Here is a 20,929-nt window from a genome sequence, read left to right as displayed (position 1 = left end):
CCGATCGGCGTTCAGACCGCCGTTCGCCCGCCGTCGACGGGCACCACTGCGCCATGGATGAGGGCTGCTGCCGGACCGGCCAGGTAGCAGATGGTCTCCGCGATGTGCTCGGGCGCGGCCACCCGGCGGGCCGGGGCGGTGCGCGCGAGTTTCTCGAGTCCGGCCTCGCCCCAGACCTCGACGGTTCCCTCGGTGAGGGTGGGACCGGGTGCGACCGCGTTGACCCGGACGCCACGGGGGCCGAACTCCGCGGCCCACGACTTGGTCAACAGATTGAGCGCGGCCTTGCTGGACCCGTAGACCGCGGCACCGGCGCTGCCGAAGGACGCGACCATGGTGCTCACATTGACGATCACACCGTCCCCGCGCTCGGCCATCGCCGGCGCGAGGGCGCCCACCAGGTAGAACGGCGCTTTGACGTTGGTGGCGAAGCACGCGTCGAACACGTCCTCGGTGATGGACACCGTGGGTCCCAGGGGGCCGACGGCAGCGTTGTTGATCAGGATGTCCACCCGTCCCGCGGTCGCGATCGCCTCGTCCGCGAGGGCCTGACAGGAAGCCGCCCCCGAGAGGTCGGCGGCCACGAAGTCGGCCGTTGCGCCGTCGTCGCGGATCGCGTCGACCACCGACCGGCCCCGGTCGACGTCCCGGCCGGTCACCACGACGTGGGCGCCGCGCGCCGCGAGCAACGTCGCCGTCGCACGTCCGATCCCGCTCGTCGCTCCGGTGACGAGCGCCACCCGGCCCTGAAATGTCATGTGTCTCACCGTATAGGCGAGACGAGGTCGGCGGGAACGGCAAACCCGATGGCAGTTGTCGAATCGACGATGCGCGTTCGTGGGGTCGGTTCCATCGGTTCCGGGTGTCTGATGTGTGAATTGACCCATGTCGGCGCATGCCAACCGTCGCCGACCGCATACATTGGAGCACTGCAGACATTCATCACGACTTCCGCGTGGTGCGGGGGAAAGGCGGTCGACGACATGGACCGGAATATCAACATGGGGTCACGGCGGCGTTCGGGTCGCGTCGCACGGCGGGTCATCGGCGCGGGCATCGCCGGAGCGGCGATGGCGGGCGCGCTTGCGTTTGCCGCGGCGCCTGCGAGCGCAGCACCGCTGCCGAAGGTCGAGCCGACGGTCGAGAACGCCGCGCCGACCCTCGACAACATCAAGCTGGGGATCGATCGCGCGGTCGCCACCAATCCGGAGCTGGGCCCGGCAGGCGAACTGGCGCTGTCCTTGTTCCCCAAGTACTGACCACCGACCAGACGGTCGACATCGAGCCCTGCCGGAAACGTCCGGCAGGGCTCGATCGTTGTCGGGACCGTCGGACCACCGTCGTAGGATCGGCCCATGTCGCGAGTACGCCTGAACGGTTCGTCCGCTCTGCACGACGGGGGTTTCGCCTACAGCGCGACCGTCGCACCTGGTCCGCTGCTGTTCACCGCAGGGATCAGCCCACTCACCACCGGCGGTGCCGTGGATGCACCGGGTGATGTGGTCGGTCAGACACGGACGTGCCTGCAGAACCTGGCGGTGATCCTGACCGAGCAGGGCGCGTCGATGTCGGACGTCGCGAAGTTGACCATCTACGTCGCCGAGCAGTTGCAGGCCGACCTCATGGTCGCCTGGGACTCGGTCGTCGAACAGTTCGGTGACGCCGTTCCACCGGCGATGATGATGGGCGTCACCGTCCTGCCCTACGACGAACAGGTGGTCGAGATCGAAGCGATCGCCGCACTGCCCGCCTGATGGGCGCTCGGCCCGCGATCAGCGACGCGCAACGGCGTGCACGGCTGGTCCGCCGACATCGTCTCGGCGCGGGCGGGCACGCGTCATCGGTGACCGAGCTCGCGGACTCCCTTGTCGGCTACCACGCGACCACCCCCTCGACCGTGTACCTCTCGGCGTGGGCCCGTATCGCGGGATTCCGGCCGGAGCAGATGGACGCCGCGCTGTATCGGGACCGCAGCCTGATCAAACAGCTCGCGATGCGCCGCACCCTGTTCGTGTTCACCCGTCCGGTCCTCGCGGACGCGGTCGGGGCGGTGGGTCCGCGGGTCACGGCCTCGGAGCGCACCAACATGCTGCGCGACCTCCGCCGCAGCCCCGGCTTCGACGATCCGGACACGTGGATCGACACCGCGCGCGCCGCCGTTCGCGGCGATCTCGCCGACGGCTCGCTGCGCACCTCCACGCAGCTCCGCGAACGCCTGCCGGCTCTCGACGGTTATGTTGTCAACGGTGTCGGCACCAAGTGGGAGGCGCGGGCCCCGATGGGGCCGAGGGTGCTCAACATGATGAGCGCGGCAGGCGATATCGTGCGCGGACCCAATTCCGCCGGCTGGCATCTTTCGAGGCCGTCGTGGTCGTCGATGAGCACGTGGCTCGATGAGCAACTGCCCGTGGTGTCGGTCGAGGACGGGTACCGCGCGATGATCGAACGCTGGCTGCGGTCGTTCGGCCCGGGTACCGAGACCGATCTCGTCTGGTGGCTGGGTTCGACGAAACGGGCGGTGCGAACAGCTCTGGCCGGACTCGACGTCGTCGAGGTCGACCTCGACGACGGGAACATCGGGTATGTCCTCGCCGATGACGTGCCGGGCGATGGCCCTGCCGACGACACGGCGGACCCAGTCGCTTTTCTCCTCCCCGAACTCGACCCGACCACGATGGGCTGGAAGCAGCGGGACTTCTATCTCGGCCCGCACGTCGAGCACGTCTTCGACCGAAACGGCAACGGCGGGCAGACCGCGTGGTGGGACGGCCGGATCGTGGGCGGTTGGCGACAACACAAGGACGGTGGCCGGATCGAGGTGCATCCGCTCGAGAAGCTGCCACGCGCTGCGACCCGCGCGCTGGCCGCGGAAGCAGAGCGACTCGGTGAGTGGCTCGGCGACGTCCGGCCCTCGCCCGGATATCCGGCACCGTTCATGCGCCGCTGATCGCCGCGAGCAAGCTGTTTCCCGCCGAGAGCAACCATCGCCGCAGGTCGGCATTCACAGAAATCTCCCAGCAATGGTCCAGACTCATGGCAGCCTGGTGGGAGAAGGTGATGCCATGAGCGAAGCTGTGAAGGGTCAGGGCGCCGGTCAGGGCGCCAAGGTGCTCGTCGTCGACGACGAGGAGAACATCCGCGAGCTGCTGTCGGTCTCCCTCAAGTTCCAGGGCTACGAGGTCTCGACCGCAGAGAACGGTCCCGCAGCGATCGACCGTTGCCGCACCTTCAAGCCCGACGTGCTGATCCTCGACGTCATGATGCCCGGCATGGACGGCTTCGGTCTGCTCCGTCGTCTCCGTGCCGACGGTGTCGCCGCCCCGGCGCTGTTCCTCTCGGCGCGTGACTCGATCGAGGACAAGATCAACGGGCTCACCATCGGCGGCGACGACTACGTCACCAAGCCGTTCTCTCTCGAAGAGGTCGTCGCGCGTCTGCAGGTCCTGTTGCGACGCAGCGGATTCGACGAGCAGGCCAAAGAATCGGCGCGGCTCATCTTCGCCGATATCGAGCTCGACGACGAGACCCACGAGGTGTGGAAGGCCGGCGAACTCGTGTCGCTCTCGCCGACCGAGTTCACCTTGCTCCGGTATTTCATGGTGAACGCGGGCACGGTGCTGTCCAAGCCGCGCATCCTCGATCACGTGTGGAACTACGACTTCGGCGGCGAGGTCAACGTGGTCGAATCGTATGTGTCCTATCTGCGGCGCAAACTCGACACCGGCGACAAGCGGCTCATCCACACCCTGCGCGGTGTGGGCTATGTGATGCGCGAGCCCCGCGGGTGACCAGTCCGCCCACCACCGCACCTCCCGACCGCAGGCCTGCGCCGTCGGCCCCCGACACCGGCCACACACCGAAGCGGGGTGTACCACTGCGGTTGTCCCTGGTCGGGTTGACGCTGGTGCTGGTCGTGCTGGGCCTGCTCGCGTCGGGCCTGGCGGTGACCTCGGCGATGAAGCAGGATCTGCTCTCGCGCACCGACGACGGGCTCACGAACGCCGTCCAGACGTGGGCGCGCCCGCGCGACCCGGCGAGCGCCCCGACGCAGGGGATGCCACCGGGGCCGCGCCGCCCACCGTCGCAGTACTACTCGATGATCACCATCGGCAGCGGCGACACGATCATCAACAACGATTTCTCCGACGAGCCCGACCTCGACGGCCTGCCGTCTGGGAACAGTGGGCCGACCACGGTGGGCTCGGCCGACGGCGACGGCCCCGACTGGCGAGTTGTCAAGGCGTCCACGCCGTACGGCGAATCCGTCGTCGCGACCCCACTCGGAGACGTACACGCCACCCTGTCGCGCCTGATGTGGTTGCAGCTCGGGATCGGTGCCCTCGTCGTGGTGGCCATCGGGGTGCTGAGCTACCTGCTGGTGCGGTCGAGTCTGCGGCCGCTGCGTCGCGTCGAGGAGACCGCTCACGCGATCGCGGCAGGCAACCTGAACATGCGGGTGCCGCCCGCGCCGCCCAACACCGAGGTCGGGAGTCTGTCCGGTTCGCTCAACGCGATGCTCGGTCAGATCCAGCGGGCCTTCGCGCGCACCGCGGCATCAGAGCAGCAGGCACGTGCCTCCGAGGAGAAGATGCGGCGGTTCATCGCCGACGCCAGCCACGAGTTGCGTACTCCGCTCACCTCGATCAAGGGGTTCGCCGAGCTGTACAAACAGGGCGGTGTCCCCGACGCGACCGACGCGATGGGACGCATCGACGCCGAGGCCGGCCGGATGGGCCTGCTCGTCGAGGACCTGCTCATGCTCGCCCGCCTCGACGCGCACCGGCCGATCGCTCATCAGCCGGTCGACCTGCTGACCCTGGCCGCTGATGCGGTGCACAGCGCGAAAGCTGCGGCGCCGCACCGCGCGATCCGGATCGACGTCGGGGACGCGGCGGAACCGCCGGTGGTCTCGGGTGACTCGCCGCGTCTGCTGCAGGTGCTGCGGAATCTGATCAACAACGCGATCGCCCACACCCCTGCCGAGGCCTCGATCACGGTCGGCGTCGGGGTCGACCAGACGAACGGCCGCGACGACGTGCTCCTGCGCGTCACCGACACGGGGCAGGGGCTCACTCCCGAGGAGGCGTCACACGTCTTCGAGCGCTTCTATCGCGGTGATGCGTCTCGTCATCGCGGCGACGGCGGCGGTGGCAGCGGCCTGGGGCTGTCCATCGTGGCGGCACTGGTCCACGCCCACGAGGGCACGGTCGGGGTGGACTCGACGCCGGGGGAGGGTTCGACCTTCTGGGTACGGCTGCCGCGGCTGGCCGGCTGATCGACAACCTCGCCGGAACCGATGATTACCCGGCGCCCGCGCGGTCAGTATGAGGAGGACGAAAGGATCTCCCCATGTCTGATGCCCTGCCACCCGTCGTCGACGATCGAACGTGGCGCGATGCGCTGTCGGATCTGCGCGTCCGGGAGAAGGCCGCGACCCGCGAACTCGACGCCATCGCCGCGCAGCGACGCCGACTGCCCATGGTCGAGATGCCCGACTACACGCTGATCGGCCCGGACGGACCCATCCGGCTGGTCGACATCTTCGCCGGCCGCTCACAGCTTATCGTCTACAACCACATGTGGTCGAACGGCGCCGAGTTCCAATGTGGTGGTTGCACCAGCTTCACGGCACAGTTCACCCGGCTCGACTTCCTGGACAACTACGATGCCCGATTCGTGATCGTCACCAATGGACCGATCGACGAGGCGTTGGCATACAAGGCGAGAGTCGGCAACGCGATGGCGTGGTACTCGTCGGCCGAGAGCACGTTCGGCGCCGACGTCGACGCCGCCCCCGGTGAGGGGTTCGGCGTCAACGTGTTCCTCCGCGACGGCGACACGGTCTACCGCACCTGGCACACGTCGGGCCGTGGGGTGGAACAGCTCTCGCACACGTTCCCGTTGATCGACACCCTGCCGCGAGGTCGTCGCGAGGAATGGCAGGACATGCCAGACGGTTGGCCGACGACACCGACCTACTCGGGCTGGCTCGACTCACCCGACTTCGCGCGGCTCTACGGCGAGTGACCTTGCAGCCGCGACGGTTCCCGGCATCCGCGCCCCCGAAAACCCGTCGCGGATGCCGGGAACCGTCGCGGCTGCGTCAGATCAGGCGGCGCAGCGCTGCGAACTCGCGGACGTCGTCGCGGAAGCGGTCGAGGCTGACCAGTGTGTACATCCCGTCGATCTGGCGATCCGCCCACAGCTGATGGATACGGCGGAGATCGGACTGTCGTGACTTCCAGCCGATGCCGTCGATCACCGCGAGTACGAGTTGTTTCGGCAGACGCACCTCGGCCATCTCCTCGATCTCGCGGACGGCATCGGTGAGTTTGCTACCTGTCGAATCGAAACCCTTTGCCGCGACGACGATATCGGCTGTGTCCGGGTCGCCGATGATCAGATCCGCCGGCGCGGTGCGGCCGTTGCGGCCGGTGAACCGGGATCGGGTCACGTAATCGAGGCCGAGATCGTGTGCGATGGCCTCGATCTCGTCCTCGATGTGGCGCCCGGACGCCCCCGCCCGGGTGGCGGTCACCCGACTGCCCGCGCGTGCCACCAGGATGTCGGCGAAGGTGTAGGTGCGTTCCAGCTGGGTCCGGAGCATCCGCACGAGGTCGAACTCGGTGTCCAGCCAGGTGATCAGATCGACTGGCTGCGAGCGCGCGACGCCGTGCCAGCCCGTGGTGCCGAAGCGGTCTCGCAGCACGTTCTTCAACTTCTCCTGCGAGAGCCCGACCGCCAGGCCGAGCACCGGGACGTCGGCGGGGTGGTCACGAACCCAGGCTGCCAGCCCCGCGACATCGGTGTCGAGCATGTCGCCCAGCGTGCCGGTGGCCTGGATGATGCGTTCGGCCTCGGGTGTCGACGCGGTCGGATCGACGTGAGAGGTCAACCGGCCCAGCGTCTTCAGATAGTCGGCGAATGATCCCGCGTCACTCATCGTGCTGAGGGCATCTCTTCGTCAGTCCCGCCCGATGAACAGGTACTCGCTCACGTCGCGCCGGGTCGCGGCGACGTGGGTACCGAAGCTGTACTTGTGATCGATGGCGACCACCTCCACCGACGGTTTGACCTTGCCGAGCAGGTCGATGATCCGATCGGCGCCGGGCAGCGCGTTGGACGAATACGACAACACGATGGCCCCCGACGACTCGAAGTGCTCGAACGTCCGGACCAGTGCGTCCTCGATGGTGTGCTTGTATGCGAAGGGCGTGTAGCGCTTGGTCAGCTTCTTGGTCTTGGTGTGTTCCATGATCGTCATACCGCGCCAGTATGCGCTGAGCCCCTCGAGGAAGTGATACCGCTTGATGTAGTCGTTGTCGTCGGTGGGCGGCGCGTAGGGCGGGTCGAGGTAGACGAGGTCGGGAGCCGAACCCAGGCCGGTGACGTCGAGGTCGAAGATGTCACCGCTGACGCTGCGGTTCGACTGCCCGTTGCTGAACACGGTGGAGTTGTACTCGTTCACCGCGCGCAGCCGGAAGTGGTCGCGCAACGACATCCGGAGGTCACGGCGTCCGTCGGCATAGCGGGACGAGTCGGTGAAGGTGAACACTCCGCGCGGCTGCTTGCGCGCGGCCGACAACACGAGCGCAGAGATGGCGAGGTCGCGCCGATATCCGCGCAGCCGGTCGATGTGCGACCACGCCGAGTCGAGGAAGGCGCGGTCCTCGGCGGAGAAGTAGAGACCGTCGAAGGTGGTCTGGATGAAGTCCCGGTCGTCGGCGGGCGGTCCGCAGATCTCCTCGACGAGGTCGGGTTCGAGGTGCACGCTCGAGTTGGCGACTGTCGCCCTGGTGATGATGTGCGGGAAGTTCAGGAAATCGTTGCTGATGACCTGGAAACCCTGTCGCTTGAGGAGATACGACACCACGCCCGACCCGGAGAAGGCATCCACGGCCGTCGTGCCGCCGATCTCGGCGAAGGTCCGTTCGAGGTGGGGCAGGAGCCGGTACTTGGAACCCATGTACCGCAACCGCGGAAACCGCTGGGCCATCGCGACGACCTCCGTCGACACGACGGTCCTGGTGAACTCTGGGCGACTCACACGAAAAGAATGTCATGGACCCCCGACAGCCACCGCGACAACACGACGGCCCGTGACATGTGAGCACCTACACTGACTGCCATGGCATCGGTCTTCAGCATGATCATCAACGGAGAACTGCCCGGACGGTTCGTGTGGCAGGACGGTCAGGCCGTCGCATTCCTCACCATCAACCCGGTGACCCCGGGTCACGTGCTCGTCGTGCCCCGCAAGGAGGTCGACCACTGGGAGCAGATGGACACCGCGTCCTACGCACACCTCGCCGATGTCTCGCAGAAGGTCGGTCGCGCGGTCAAGCAGGCATTCGGGGTGTCGCGGGTCGGCACGATGATCGCCGGGCTCGAAGTGCCGCATGTGCATGTGCACGTCTTTCCGCTGGAGAGCATGGACGCCTTCGACCTCGGCAACGCGCAGAAGGATCCCGACCCGGCCGAACTCGACGCCGCCGCCGAGAAGATCCGCACGGCCCTGCGTGACACGGGCTACGGCGAGTACGTCGCCGACGCCTGATCGGGCTACACCGTCCGGTGGATCAGAAGCGGCAGGACGGTGTCGGCGCCCGTCTCGCGCAGCGCCGCTGCCGCGAGGGTGATCGGCCACCCCGACGACGTCTCGTCGACGACAAGCAACACGTTCTGACCTGCGACATCGGGCATCTCGCCGAGGCGATCACGCCAGTACACCGCCTCGGTGGCTCCGCTCGCTGTGCTGTGCTTACTCGCTCCGCTCCCGGCGCCGTGTTGATTCGGCCCGCTCGCTGCGCTCCCGGCGCCGTGTTGATTCGGCCCGCTCGCTGCGCTCCCGGCGCCGTGTTGATTCGGCCCGCTCGCTGCGCTCCCGGCGCCGTCGCTCCCGGCGCCGTGTTGATTCGGCCCGCTCGCTGCGCTCCCGGCGCCGTGTTGATTCGGCCCGCTCGCTGCGCTCCCGGCGCCGTGTTGATTCGGCCCGCTCGCTGCGCTCCCGGCGCCGTCTCCTGACCTGACGGGCACCGTCAGGCGAGGGCGTCGCCCGACCTCGCAGAGGTGATCGGCGACCTTGTCGGCGATTACGGTCCCGGTCAGCCGCAGGGACGCGATGACGTCCGGCCGGATTCCGCCATCGCGCACCCACGACGACAACGTCGCCACGGCGGCATCACCGAGATCTGCCAACGCCTGCCCGTCACCGCGCCGTGCGGCGGCGAGCAGATCGGTCCACTCCGGGGCGTCGGCGTGCGCCAGAACGCGTCCCGGCTCGGCCGCAAGTCCGGCGGGAATCCGGCCACGGGTCCCGAATGCGCCGCCCGGCCACATCTTTCGCGGTTCCAGGGTCAGCGCCGATCGGCGGAGCGACCCGGTGATCGTGCGGACGAGTTCCGGCGACACCTCCGACGACAATGGCTCGGTGAGCCTGCCGCGGCACACCGAGCAGCGACCACACGGTTCTGCGGCCGGATCGTCGAGCGACGACGTCAACAGTTGCATGAGGCATTCGCGACCCGCCACGTAGGCGCGCATGATGTCCGCCTCGCGGCGCCGGACGGCCAGCACACCGTCGTAGTGCTCCTGATCGTAGGTCCAGGGCCTGCCGGTCGACTCCCAGCCGTCCGGGCCGCGTTCGGTCGCGCCCTCGACGGCGAGCTGCTTCAACATCAATTCGACCCGGCCCCTGCGGAATCCGGTCGACGACTCCAGTTGGGGCACCGACATCGGGCCGTCGGCGCCTGCGAGTGTGTCGAGGAGAACCTCCATCCGGTCCGGGTCCGGGATGGTCGCGGTGGCGAAATGGTCCCAGATCGCGTCGTCGGCCCGCGAGGCAAGCAGCATCACCACCGCGTCGTCGAGCGCACGGCCGGCGCGACCGACCTGCTGGTAGTAGGAGACCGGCGACGGCGGAGAACCGACGTGCACCACGAACCCGAGATCGGGTTTGTCGTAACCCATACCCAGTGCCGACGTCGCGACCAGGGCCTTGACCTCGTTGCGCAGCAAGGCATCCTCGAGCCGATGACGGCTGTCGCCGTCCAGCTGCCCGGTGTAGGCGGCGATCGGATAGTCGGCGCCGTGTACTGAACGGATCGCGTCCACCAGCCGGTCGGCGTCGGCGACCGTGAGCACATAGACGATGCCGGACCCGGGCAGACTCGGCAGGTACTGCGCCACCCAGCCGTACCGGTCGATCGGTGACAATCCGTCGATCACGTTGAGGTGAAGTGATTTCCGCGCCAACGAGCCGCGCAGCACAAGGGTGTCGTCACCCAACTGGGCCGCCACGTCCTCGGTCACCCGCGCATTCGCGGTCGCGGTGGTCGCGAGTACCGGGGTCTGCGGATTCAGCGTCTGCAACACGTCGGACACCCGACGATAGTCGGGCCGGAAGTCGTGCCCCCAGTCCGAGATCGCGTGTGCCTCGTCGATGACCAGCAGGCCCAGCTGACCGGCCAGGGCGTCCAGTACGCGGCGCCCGAACCCCGGATTGGCCAGCCGCTCCGGCGAGACGAGCAGGACGTCGAGCTCGCCCGACCGGAGCTCACCCTCGATCGCCGACCACGCGTCGAAGTTCGACGAGTTCAATGTCGCCGCCCGCAGCCCGGCCCGCTCGGCCGCGTTGACCTGATCTCGCATCAACGACAGCAGCGGCGACACGATCAGGGTCGGCCCACCACCGCCTTCCCGGCGGATCGCCGTCGCCGACCAGTAGACCGCCGACTTCCCCCATCCGGTTGCCTGCACCACCAGCACTCGTGCAGCCGGTGCCATCAGTGCCGACACCGCGGTCAGCTGATCCTCACGCAGGTGCGCGCCCGGACCCGCCAGGCTCTCGATCACCCTGTCGGCGGCTCGCTGCTGGTCGGGTGACAAGGTCGCGGTCTCGGAGGACATGACGCCAACCTATCGGGTGGTGGTGACAGGCCGGTGGTGACACGGGCGGTGGTGACAGGGGCGGTGGTGACAGGGGCACACCGTTGTGCACAGACACGAATCCGCTCACAGGAACCTGACAGCGTCGCCGCAGAGTGGGTGAAGTTTGACACCCGATTCTTGGACCATGACACCAGACGCCCTCCCGATGGCCGCCTCGCCGTCGACGATCGTCGCCGACAGTTCGACGCCGGCGCCCGTTCTCGACATCGTCGTGCCGGTCTACAACGAACAGGCCGACATCGCCGGATCGGTCCGACGCCTGCGCGATCACCTGCGCACCCACGTGCCGTACCCGTCGCGCATCACCGTCGCCGACAACGCCAGCACCGACTCCACGCTCGCGATCGCCGCGCAACTCGCAGGCGAGGTCGACGGACTCCGCGTCGTCCACGTGGAGCAGAAGGGCCGAGGGCGTGCCCTCAACGCGGTGTGGCGGGCCAGTGACGCCGAGATCGTGGCCTACTGCGACGTCGATCTCTCCACCGATCTCAACGCGCTGATGCCGCTGATCGCACCGCTGGTCTCCGGGCACTCCGACATCGCGATCGGTACACGCCTGTCGCGCTCGTCGCGGGTCGTCCGGGGTCCCAAGCGCGAGTTCATCTCCCGCTCCTACAACCTGATCCTGCGGACCACGATGCGTGCGAAGTTCTCCGACGCGCAATGCGGGTTCAAGGCGATGCGCACCGACATCGCCCGGCAGGTGCTGCCCTACGTCGAGGACACCGGTTGGTTCTTCGACACCGAACTGCTGGTCCTCGCCGAGCGGATCGGGCTGCGGATCGCCGAGGTCCCGGTCGACTGGGTCGACGATCCGAACAGCACGGTCGACATCGTGTCGACTGCCGTCGCGGACCTGAAGGGGTGCGCCCGCGTCGGGTACGCGCTCACCACCGGACGGTTGCCGATCGCCGAGTTGCGCGACACGATCGGCCGGGACCGGGCTCCCGGTCCGCAGCTCGACGGTGTGCCGTTCGGCCTGGTCGGTCAGCTCGCCCGGTTCTGTGTCATCGGTGTCGCGTCGACCATTGCCTACGCGGTGCTCTACCTGTTGCTGCACTCGTTCATGGGTGCGCAGGTGTCCAACTTCGTCGCGCTGGCCATCACCGCGGTGCTCAACACCGCGGCCAACCGTCGCTTCAGTTTCGGCATCCAGGGTCGCGAGGGCGCCGTCCGGCACCAGTTGTTCGGACTCGGGGTCTTCGTGTTCGGCTGGCTCGTCACGTCGGGAGCCCTGGTCGCGCTCCACGCCTTCGCCCCCGATTCCACCAAGCATCTGGAACTGGTCGTGCTCGTGGTCGCCAACCTGGTCGCGACGATGACCCGCTTCGTCGGGCTACGGTGGGTCTTCCGCGGACACCTGGCCGCAGCGAATCCCGAACCGATCGCCGAGGGGGCAGCCGAATGAGCACTGTCGTCGACAGTCCCGCATCCGCCTCCGTTCCGCCCGACGCTCCCGCGTCCGGGCGGAACGCCCATGTGTGGCACCGTGTCTCGCTCGCAGTCCTGCTGGTCGGCACCGGTGTGCTCTACATCGTGAACCTGTCGGCCAACGGTTGGGCCAACTCGTTCTACTCGGCGGCCATCCAGGCCGGATCCGAGTCATGGAAGGCCTGGTTCTTCGGGTCGTCGGACATGGCCAATTCCATCACCGTCGACAAACCTCCTGCCGCACTGTGGATTCCGGGGATCTCGGTGCGGATCTTCGGACTCAACTCATGGTCGATCCTGATCCCCGAGGCCCTGATGGGGGTCGCATCGGTCGCGCTGCTCTACGTCATCACCAGGAAGTACCTCGGTCACTGGGCGGGAATCCTGGCCGGTGCGGCGCTCGCCGTCACGCCCGTCGCGGCACTCATGTTCCGCTTCGACAACCCGGAAGCGCTGCTGATCCTCCTGATGGTCGCGGCAGTGTGGGCCACGCTCAAGGCAGTCGAGGACGGCCGTATCCGGTGGATGATCCTGACCGGCGTGTTCGTCGGATTCGGATTCCTCACCAAACAGTTGCAGGTGATGCTGATCGTGCCGCCGCTGGCGATCACCTATCTCGCGTTCGGGCAGCACTCCTGGGTGAAGCGTCTCGGTCATCTCGTCGCGGCGCTGGGCGCCATGATCGTCAGTGCCGGGTGGTGGATTCTCACCGTCGAACTGTGGCCTGCGTCGTCGCGACCGTGGATCGGTGGCTCGCAGAACAACTCGATCCTCGAACTCACCTTCGGCTACAACGGTTTCGGGCGCCTCAACGGCAACGAGACCGGCAGCGTCGTCCCCGGCGGTGGCCGTGGGTACGGCACCGGCGCCGGCATGAACGCCTACGCGGGCGCGATGGGCGGACCGCCCGGTGGTGGTCCCGGCGGAGCGGGCGGCATGTGGGGCGAGACGGGCTGGCTCCGGATGTTCCAGCCGGCCCAAGGTGGTCAGATCGCCTGGCTGATCCCCACCGGGCTGGTGCTGGCCATCGCCGCGCTGGTCGTCATCGGCAAGGCCCGCCGCACCGATCTGCGGCGCGCATATCTTGCGGTGTGGGGACTGTGGTTGCTGGTCACCATGGCGGTGTTCAGCTTCATGGCGGGGATCTTCCACAGCTACTACACCGCTGCCCTGGCACCGGCGGTCGCCGCGGTGGCAGCAGGTGGCGCGGCGGTCTGCTGGTCGGCTCGTGACCGGCTCTGGGTACGCATCGTGCTCGCCGCTGCGGTCTGGATCGCGGCGATCTGGGGTTTCGCGCTCCTGAATCGGTCGCCCGACTTCGTGCCGTGGCTGCGCTGGATGGTGCTGATCGTCGGCGTCGTCGGCGGTGCCGCGATGCTGGTGGCGCACCGGCCGTACCTGTCGGCGCTGGCAGTGGCCACCGCGCTCGCTGCGACACTCGCCGGCCCGGTCGCCTACACGATCGACACCGTGTCGACGGCGAAAGAGGGATCGATCATCTCGGCCGGTCCGCGCGTCAGCGGCGAGTTCGGTCCTGGTGGCGGTGGCCCCGGCGGTCACCATCGCCGAGGCGGCATGCGCGGCGGAATGCCCGGTGGGGCAGGCATGATGCCTGGTGGCCCGAATGGACCGGGCTGGGCCAACGGACCCGGTGGCATGCCGGGAGGCGGCATGGGCGTGCCCGGTGGAATGGCGGGTCCCGGTGGCATGTCCGCCGAGGGTGGGCCCGGAGGCATGGGCGGCCCCGGCGGCCTGCTGAACGGATCGAAGCCGAGCGAGGAACTCGTCGCGATGTTGCGGACCGACGCCGACCAGTACACCTGGGTTGCCGCGGCGGTCGGCTCCAACGAGGCGTCGGGCTATCAGCTCGAATCCGGTCACTCGGTGATGCCGATCGGCGGGTTCAACGGCACGGACCCATCGCCGACCCTCGAGCAGTTCCAGAAACTGGTGGCAGAGAAGAAGATCCACTACTTCATCGGCGGTGGGCGCGGTTTCGGCAGCTCGGACACGACGCGGCCGTCGGCTCAGATCGCCGCGTGGGTGCAGGAGAACTACACCGCGACGAATGTCGATGGGACCACGGTGTACGACCTGACCGCGACCACCGACTGAGCCGTCCGGACGGCACCGCCGAGAGACCTCACTTGTCGTCGGAGACCTCTGCCCAGCAGAAGGTCTCCGACGACGGGTGAGGTCTCTGCGTTCACGCGAGGCCAGGTTGCCCCCGATGCGACCCCAGATGTCGTTAGAGTTCCGATCGTGAGCTTCACGATCGGACACCCCATTCGGCGGATGACCGGACGCGATCCCCATGAGGAGGGCCGCGCCGCCACCAGTCTCGAGCTGTTCTACGACCTTGTCTTCGTGGTCGCCTTCTCCACTGCGGGGACCCAGGTCGCCCATCAGCTGGCCGAGGGCCACTACCAGGTCGCCATCTTCGGCTACCTGCTGTGCACGTTCGCCGCGATCTGGGCGTGGATCAACTTCGCCTGGTTCGCTTCGGCATTCGACACCGACGACTGGTTCTTCCGGGTGGTGACCCTGGTCCAGATGGTGGGCGTCGCGATCATCGCGCTCGGTATCCCGCCGATCTTCGAGTCACTGGGCCATCACGAGCACGTCGACAACCGGGTGCTGGTGATCGGATACATCGTGATGCGCGTCGGGATGGTCGCGCAGTGGCTGCGTGTCGCCGTGCAGAGCGAACAACATCGGCGCTGTGCGCTGATCTACGCCGGGATGACCCTCGTCGCGCAGATCGGATGGGTCGGCGTACTGATCGCCGACATGCGGCCGCTGGCAACCATGTTCGCGATGATCGGCTGCATCCTGGTCGAACTCCTCGGGCCCTACCTCGGTGAGCGCACGAGCGGCGGAACACCCTGGCATCCCCATCACATCGCCGAGCGCTACTCGTTGCTGACGATCATCACCCTCGGTGAGGGTGTGGTCGGCACGGTTGCCGTTCTGGGGGCGCTGATCGAGACCGAGGGTTGGTCCGTGGAGACGGCAGTTCTCGGCCTGGCCGCCATGGGCGTGACCTTCGCGATGTGGTGGATGTACTTCATCGTCCCGGTCGGGGATGTGCTGCATGCCCATCGAGAGAAGAGCTTCGTCTGGGGGTACGGACACATCTTCATCTTCACGGCTGCCGCAGCAGTCGGTGCAGGTCTGCACGTCGCGGCGCTCTACATCGAGCACGAGACACACATCGGTCCCGGTGCGGTCGTCGCCACGCTCGCGGTGCCGTTGGGCATCTACTGTCTCGGTCTGCTCGCCTTCTACGACTACCTGCTGCCGTTCGATCCGCTGAGCGTGATCCTCGCCCTGGGTGCAGTCGCTTTTCTCGTCGTCGGTGTCTGGCTCGCCGCGGCCGGTGTGTCGGTGGTGATCGCCGTGGTCGTGACGACCCTGGCGCCGGTGATGATCGTCGTCGTCGACGAGGTCATGGGTGTGCCGAGACGTGCCGAGGTGTTGGCGTCGATGGGGGCCGAGATCGGTCGGTGAGCGGATCCACGGCATGGCCCCGATCGGTGTACGCAGATTCCGTGCACACGAAGAGCATGCGTTTCCGCTGAACTGACAGAATGGCTGCGTCGACACCAGCACGTGCCTTTCGACGTCCGACGTCGAAGCGAATGATCAAGGATGGGTTCGATGACTGTGCCACCGGGGAACTAGAGTCGACACCGTGCGCGTACTCGTGATCGGCTCGGGCGGCCGCGAACATGCCCTGCTCATCGGACTGTCGGCGGACCCTTCGGTGACCGCCCTGCACGTCGCCCCCGGTAATGCCGGGACGTCCGCGATCGCCACCAATCACGCCGTCGACGTCGCGTCCGCCGATGCGGTCGTCGCATTGGCGACGAGCATCGCCGCCGACCTCGTGGTGATCGGCCCGGAGGTGCCGCTGGTCCTCGGGGTCGCAGATGCGTTGCGAGACGCAGGTTTCGCCACATTCGGCCCGAGTGCCGCGGCGGCGCAGATCGAGGGGTCGAAGGCCTTCGCCAAGGACGTCATGGCGGCTGCAGGAGTAGCGACGGCGCACAGCGAGATCGTCGACAACCCCGCCAAACTCGATGCGGCCCTCAACCGATTCGGCCCGACCTGGGTGGTCAAGGACGATGGACTGGCGGCCGGCAAGGGCGTGGTGGTCACCACAGATCGACTGACCGCGCGCGACCATGCGGCCGAACTACTCGAGAACGGGCACCCGGTCCTGCTGGAGAGCTTCCTCGACGGACCCGAGGTGTCGCTTTTTTCGCTGGTGGACGGCGACACGGTGGTGCCGCTCATTCCCGCGCAGGATCACAAGCGGGTCGGCGACGACGACGCCGGACCCAACACCGGCGGGATGGGCGCGTACGCACCGTTGCCCTGGCTGCCCGACGCGGTGACCCAGCAGATCGTCGACGACGTGGTGAAACCCGTCGCCGCGGAACTCGTGAAGCGCGGGACGCCGTTCTCCGGTCTGCTCTACGCCGGCCTGGCGATCGGCGCGCAGGGCCCGTCCGTCGTCGAGTTCAACTGCCGGTTCGGCGACCCGGAGACCCAGGCAGTGCTCGCGTTGCTGAAATCCCCACTGGGACAAGCGCTCAACGCGGCCGCCACCGGTGCGCTGGACCAGTTGCCGCCGCTGGAATGGGCCGATGGTGCCGCCGTCACGGTGGTCGTCGCAGCCGAGAACTATCCGGGTAAGCCGCGCACCGGCGACGTGATCACCGGCGCCGAGAGCGACGGGGTGCTGCACGCCGGTACCGCGCGCAACGGTGACGGCGCGGTGATCTCCGCGGGCGGGCGGGTGCTGGCCGTCGTCGGGACGGGTGCCGACCTCGCCGAGGCACGTGCCCAGGCCTACGACCGGATCGGGAACATCAAGCTGCCCGGCTCGCACTACCGCACCGACATCGGGAAGGCCGCCCTCGACGGCCGTATAACCCTCTAACCCCCCCTCCCCCCCCGCAGCCGCGACGGTTCCCGTCAACCGCGCCCCCAGAATGCCGTCGCGGTTGACGGAAACCGTCGCGGCTGCGGAGGGGGGGTTTGGGGGTGGGTTATCGGGCGAGGTTGCGGCCCAGGAACTCGACCTGCTCGGGGAGCACACTGCGCCAGTAGCGGTTGGTGTGACCACCTGCCGACGTCCCGAATGCAGCCGGTGGGTGCAGTCCGGCGGCCCACTGCCGGGTATAGGTGAAGAACTGGTCCGACGAACCGATCGAGATCAGCAGCGGGATCTTGGCGAAGGCGGCCTGCTGGCCGAAGAGCGAATTGGCCTGGTAGTCCTCGAGTGAATCGAAGGCCCTGGGCGGGTAGTTGCGCGGGTCCGCCCACAACGCCGGCGAACAGACGGCGACCGCGGCCACGCGTGGGGCCCCGAGCAGCGCGGCCAGCCGCAGTGCACCGTAACCGCCCATGGACCAGCCGAACAGGCCGATCCGTTCGGTCGACAGATCGAGTTGAGGGTTCGACGCCAGCATCGGCAGGAACTCGTCGAGGATCATCGCCGCCGCGTCGGTGCCGTCGACGCGCGGGTGATAGTAGTTGCGCGCGGCGTCGGCCGCGGCCAGCGCGAACGGCGCATTGCCTGCGTCGACATACTTCTGCAGCACGTTCTGCATCTCGAGCTTCGAGGAGAAGATGGACTTCTCGTTGGTGTTCAGTGCGTGCAGCACGACCACGACGGGGAGCCGGCCCGAGACACCACTCGGCCGGGCGACTGCCCATCGGGTCTGCCGTCCGCCCATCTTCGCCGAGACGAAACTCCCGGTGACCAGTGGTGGACCGCTCGCGATCGTCTGTGGGCTGGTCTCCGACGGCAGCTCATCGTCGGCGGCGCGGGTCTCCAGTTTGCGAGGCTCGACCTTGGTGGGTTCCTCACCCGAGCACGCCGCGAGTCCGCCGATCAGGGCGGCACCGATTCCCCCGGCCAGCACCGAACGACGAGTGACCCGGCCGAGACCGGGCTCGGTCGGGTCAGCCGGATGCATCGGTGGCTCGTGTTGGGGCTTCATCGACTCCACAGATTACTGGTGTGGGGCGACCGGTTCGAAACACGCCGGATCCGCCACGCCGAGGTGTGACGGATGTGGCGCAACTGGACTCGGCGTCGCGTACTGCCCGGGGTGATGCACATCACCCCGGGCAGTACCTCGCATTCGGATCAGGCGACGCGACGCCGGTCGTAGGTCCGGAGAGCGGCGACGTAGCAGACGGCGGCGATCCCGATGCTCCACGCAAGCGCGGCGACGGTGGTGCCGGTTCCGATCGCGGTGCCGGTGAGCAGGCCTCGCAGCGTCTCCGCGACCGGGGTGAACGGCTGGTACTCGGCGAACTGGCGCAGACCGGGCGGCATCGACTCGGTCGGCACGAAGCCGCTGCCCAGGAACGGCAGCAGGGTCAGGAACATCGGGGTGTTGCTGGCGGTCTCCACACTCTTCGCCGACAGCCCGAGATACACCGCGAGCCAGATCAGCGCCACCGAGAAGAGGGTCAGCAGGCCGAGCGCTGCCAGCCACTCGACCACTGTCGCCGACGGGCGGAAGCCCAGTGCGAGGGCGACGGCGAGTACCACGACCAGACTGGCCAGCGTCTGCAGCAGGCTCCCGATCACGTGGCCCGTGAGCACCGACGACCGGCTGATGGCCATTGTCCGGAATCGGGCGATGATCCCGGAGGTCATGTCCATGGCGACCGAGATCGATGTGCCCTGCACCGCCGCCGCGACCGTGATCAGCAGGACGCCGGGCACCACGTAGTCGAGGTAGGCGGCACGTCCGGTGTTGCCCGACGGTGTGACCATGTCCGCACCCAACTGTCCGCCGAACACATAGACGAACAGCAACAGGAACACGACGGGCATGCCGATGAGCAGCACTGTCATCGACGGGTAGCGGATGATGCGACGCAGACTACGGCGCAACATCGTCGTCGAGTCCTCGACGGCATAGGTGAGCGTGGACATCATGCGGCTCCTTCGTGCGGGATGGTTTGGTCATCGGCCTGCGGCTCGGCGCGGCCGGTCAAGGCGAAGAAGACGTCGTCGAGGCTGGCGGTGTGAACCGAGACGTCGGTGAGGTCGAGCTGCTCGGATTCGATGCGCCCCAGCGCTTCTCGCAGCGATCGGACGGTGTCGTCGGTGGACAGGTCCAGTCGGCGCGAGCCGGGGACTGCGGTGGCGTCGGCGAATACCGACCGTGCCCGGTCGAAGGTGTCGTCGTCGGCGAAGACGAGGTGGATCGACGATCCGGGAACGAGGCTCTTCAGCTCCGACGGCGTGCCCTGCGCGACGATCGAGCCCTGGTCGAGCACCGCGACGCGGTCGGCGAGACGGTCCGCCTCTTCGAGGTACTGCGTCGTCAGGAAGACCGTCACCCCGTCGCGTGCCAACCCGCTGATGGTGTCCCACAAGGTCCGCCGGCTTCGCGGGTCGAGTCCGGTCGTCGGTTCGTCGAGGAAGATCACCTCCGGCGTCGACACCAGGGTCATGGCGAGATCCAGGCGTCGGCGCATGCCACCGGAGTAGGTGGACACCGCGCGGTCGGCGGCATCGACCAGGTCGAAGTCGACCAGCAGTGCATCGACGCGGGCACGGCCGGGTCCGCGGCCGAGATGATTCAGATCGGCCATCAACTGGAGGTTCTCGCGGCCGGTGAGGAGATCGTCGAGGGCGGCGAACTGCCCGGTCACCCCGATGATGGATCGGATTCCGTTCGGGTTGTCGGCCAGGTCGTGACCGCCGACGACGACCCGTCCGGCATCGGCGTCGATCAGGGTCGACAAGATGTTCACGGTTGTCGTCTTGCCGGACCCGTTCGGCCCGAGCAGGGCGAAGACCTCGCCTCGCGGGATCGTCAGGTCGAGCCCATCGAGGACGAGCTTGTCGTCGTAGCGTTTCACCAGACCGCGGGCCTCGATGGCCAGGTCGTGCACACTTCGTGGATTCATTTCCGGTCTCCGTCCTCGTCGGGTGTGCCGTCGGCATTCGGGTCGTAGAGGTCACCCGACATGACCAGTGCTGCCCGGTGTTTCTTCCATTCCTCGTAGAGCGCGGGGATGCGATCGATGAGGAAGTCCGCGAGCGCCGCTGTCTCCGACAGAGCTGCTCGACGTTCCGCGGTTGCGTCGCCGATGACCTCGAGCCCTTCGCGGGCGAGGTCCGCCAATTCCTCGTACTCGCTCATGTCGAATCCCAGTGATCGCGGTGTCGACAGGTCGATGGCGATGCGGTCCATGCGTTCGCCTGCAGTGCGGGTGCGTTTGACGACCCCGAGGTTCTCGAGGTTCTCGATGGCGCCGGTGATCGCGCTGCGGCTGGCGAGCAATGCCTCGCTCAGTTCGGCGATGCTCTGGCCGGGCGGGTCGCAGACCGACAGGTAGCCGATGACCCGTCCGACCATCGGCGGAAAACTGAAGCGCCGCGCGTAGTAGCGGGCCATGTGGTCGGCGAATGTGAGCTGTGCGTCATCGGGCATGACTCAACTATGCACCGATGACTGAGATAACACAAATTTGTGTCATCTCAGTCATCGGTGGAACTGGGAGCCGA

The 20,929-nt window shown here is 67.6% G+C and carries 19 protein-coding genes; 11 read left to right on the top strand and 8 right to left on the bottom strand.

Annotated features, from left to right (window positions below; genetic code table 11):
* Positions 1-11: 11 nt before the first annotated feature.
* Positions 12-758, bottom strand: a complete 747-nt coding sequence (locus IDF66_RS09055) for an SDR family NAD(P)-dependent oxidoreductase (protein ID WP_190266596.1) — start codon at positions 756-758, stop codon at positions 12-14.
* A 225-nt stretch (positions 759-983) separates the two neighbouring features.
* Here IDF66_RS09055 and IDF66_RS09050 point away from each other — a divergent pair, with 225 nt between their 5' ends.
* The 6 genes from IDF66_RS09050 (at position 984) to IDF66_RS09025 (ending at position 6,027) form a co-directional block, all read left to right on the top strand.
* Positions 984-1,259: a hypothetical protein gene (locus IDF66_RS09050; protein WP_190266595.1), complete on the top strand. Its 276-nt coding sequence runs from the start codon at positions 984-986 to the stop codon at positions 1,257-1,259.
* A 96-nt stretch (positions 1,260-1,355) separates the two neighbouring features.
* Complete coding sequence (locus IDF66_RS09045) at positions 1,356-1,754, top strand: RidA family protein (RefSeq protein ID WP_190266594.1); 399 nt, start codon at positions 1,356-1,358, stop codon at positions 1,752-1,754.
* Positions 1,754-2,947: a winged helix DNA-binding domain-containing protein gene (locus tag IDF66_RS09040; protein WP_190266593.1), complete on the top strand. Its 1,194-nt coding sequence runs from the start codon at positions 1,754-1,756 to the stop codon at positions 2,945-2,947. The genes IDF66_RS09045 and IDF66_RS09040 overlap by 1 nt, the downstream gene beginning before the upstream one ends.
* A gap of 115 nt (positions 2,948-3,062) precedes the next feature.
* Positions 3,063-3,788: a response regulator transcription factor gene (locus IDF66_RS09035; protein WP_190266592.1), complete on the top strand. Its 726-nt coding sequence runs from the start codon at positions 3,063-3,065 to the stop codon at positions 3,786-3,788.
* Positions 3,785-5,275 carry a sensor histidine kinase gene (locus tag IDF66_RS09030; protein WP_387998979.1) on the top strand — a complete coding sequence of 497 codons (1,491 nt, stop codon included), beginning with the start codon at positions 3,785-3,787 and terminating at the stop codon, positions 5,273-5,275. Before IDF66_RS09035 ends, IDF66_RS09030 begins: the two co-directional genes overlap by 4 nt.
* Before the next feature lie 74 nt (positions 5,276-5,349).
* On the top strand, positions 5,350-6,027 hold the full coding sequence (locus IDF66_RS09025; RefSeq protein ID WP_164307615.1) for a DUF899 domain-containing protein: 678 nt from the start codon (positions 5,350-5,352) through the stop codon (positions 6,025-6,027).
* A 76-nt stretch (positions 6,028-6,103) separates the two neighbouring features.
* On the opposite strand, the gene IDF66_RS09020 is transcribed toward IDF66_RS09025, so the two are convergent.
* The gene (locus IDF66_RS09020) at positions 6,104-6,943 is read right to left on the bottom strand and encodes a hypothetical protein (protein WP_190266591.1); all 840 of its coding nucleotides are present in this window, start codon (positions 6,941-6,943) and stop codon (positions 6,104-6,106) included.
* A 21-nt stretch (positions 6,944-6,964) separates the two neighbouring features.
* Positions 6,965-7,996: a DNA adenine methylase gene (locus tag IDF66_RS09015; RefSeq protein ID WP_223309511.1), complete on the bottom strand. Its 1,032-nt coding sequence runs from the start codon at positions 7,994-7,996 to the stop codon at positions 6,965-6,967.
* A gap of 132 nt (positions 7,997-8,128) precedes the next feature.
* Between IDF66_RS09015 and IDF66_RS09010 the strand changes: the two genes are divergently transcribed.
* The gene (locus IDF66_RS09010; protein WP_164307613.1) at positions 8,129-8,557 is read left to right on the top strand and encodes an HIT family protein; all 429 of its coding nucleotides are present in this window, start codon (positions 8,129-8,131) and stop codon (positions 8,555-8,557) included.
* Between the two features lie 5 nt (positions 8,558-8,562).
* Here IDF66_RS09010 and IDF66_RS09005 read toward each other — a convergent pair whose 3' ends face one another.
* Positions 8,563-10,908 (bottom strand): DEAD/DEAH box helicase, encoded by a 2,346-nt coding sequence (locus tag IDF66_RS09005; RefSeq protein ID WP_223309396.1) that lies wholly within the window; start codon positions 10,906-10,908, stop codon positions 8,563-8,565.
* A gap of 166 nt (positions 10,909-11,074) precedes the next feature.
* On the opposite strand from IDF66_RS09005, the gene IDF66_RS09000 reads away from it, so the two are divergent.
* The 4 genes from IDF66_RS09000 to purD all read left to right on the top strand — a co-directional run bounded on the left by IDF66_RS09000 (position 11,075) and on the right by purD (position 17,329).
* Positions 11,075-12,358, top strand: coding sequence for a bifunctional glycosyltransferase family 2/GtrA family protein (locus IDF66_RS09000; protein ID WP_190266590.1), 1,284 nt, complete (start codon positions 11,075-11,077; stop codon positions 12,356-12,358).
* On the top strand, positions 12,355-14,496 hold the full coding sequence (locus IDF66_RS08995) for a glycosyltransferase family 39 protein (RefSeq protein ID WP_190266589.1): 2,142 nt from the start codon (positions 12,355-12,357) through the stop codon (positions 14,494-14,496). Before IDF66_RS09000 ends, IDF66_RS08995 begins: the two co-directional genes overlap by 4 nt.
* A 180-nt stretch (positions 14,497-14,676) precedes the next feature.
* Positions 14,677-15,891, top strand: a complete 1,215-nt coding sequence (locus IDF66_RS08990; protein ID WP_190267408.1) for a low temperature requirement protein A — start codon at positions 14,677-14,679, stop codon at positions 15,889-15,891.
* Positions 15,892-16,075: 184 nt separating this feature from the next.
* On the top strand, positions 16,076-17,329 hold the full coding sequence (purD, locus tag IDF66_RS08985; protein ID WP_190266588.1) for a phosphoribosylamine--glycine ligase: 1,254 nt from the start codon (positions 16,076-16,078) through the stop codon (positions 17,327-17,329).
* Between the two features lie 109 nt (positions 17,330-17,438).
* Here the strand turns inward: purD and IDF66_RS08980 are convergent, their stop codons facing one another.
* From IDF66_RS08980 to IDF66_RS08965, 4 genes are all read right to left on the bottom strand, one after another.
* Complete coding sequence (locus tag IDF66_RS08980) at positions 17,439-18,371, bottom strand: alpha/beta hydrolase-fold protein (RefSeq protein ID WP_190267407.1); 933 nt, start codon at positions 18,369-18,371, stop codon at positions 17,439-17,441.
* A gap of 173 nt (positions 18,372-18,544) precedes the next feature.
* A complete protein-coding gene (locus tag IDF66_RS08975) occupies positions 18,545-19,345 on the bottom strand; it encodes an ABC transporter permease (RefSeq protein WP_190267406.1) in 801 nt (266 codons plus the stop codon).
* Positions 19,345-20,328: an ATP-binding cassette domain-containing protein gene (locus IDF66_RS08970; RefSeq protein WP_190266587.1), complete on the bottom strand. Its 984-nt coding sequence runs from the start codon at positions 20,326-20,328 to the stop codon at positions 19,345-19,347. The genes IDF66_RS08975 and IDF66_RS08970 overlap by 1 nt, the downstream gene beginning before the upstream one ends.
* Entirely contained in the window at positions 20,325-20,855 is a 531-nt protein-coding gene (locus IDF66_RS08965) for a GbsR/MarR family transcriptional regulator (RefSeq protein ID WP_190266586.1), read from the bottom strand. The genes IDF66_RS08970 and IDF66_RS08965 overlap by 4 nt, the downstream gene beginning before the upstream one ends.
* Positions 20,856-20,929: the final 74 nt, after the last annotated feature.

The sequence above is a fragment of the Gordonia hankookensis genome (assembly GCF_014673215.1).
Taxonomy (GTDB): Bacteria; Actinomycetota; Actinomycetes; order Mycobacteriales; family Mycobacteriaceae; genus Gordonia; species Gordonia hankookensis.
The sequence above is the reverse complement of the archived record's forward strand: the minus strand, read 5'-3'. Positions and strand labels throughout refer to the sequence as shown.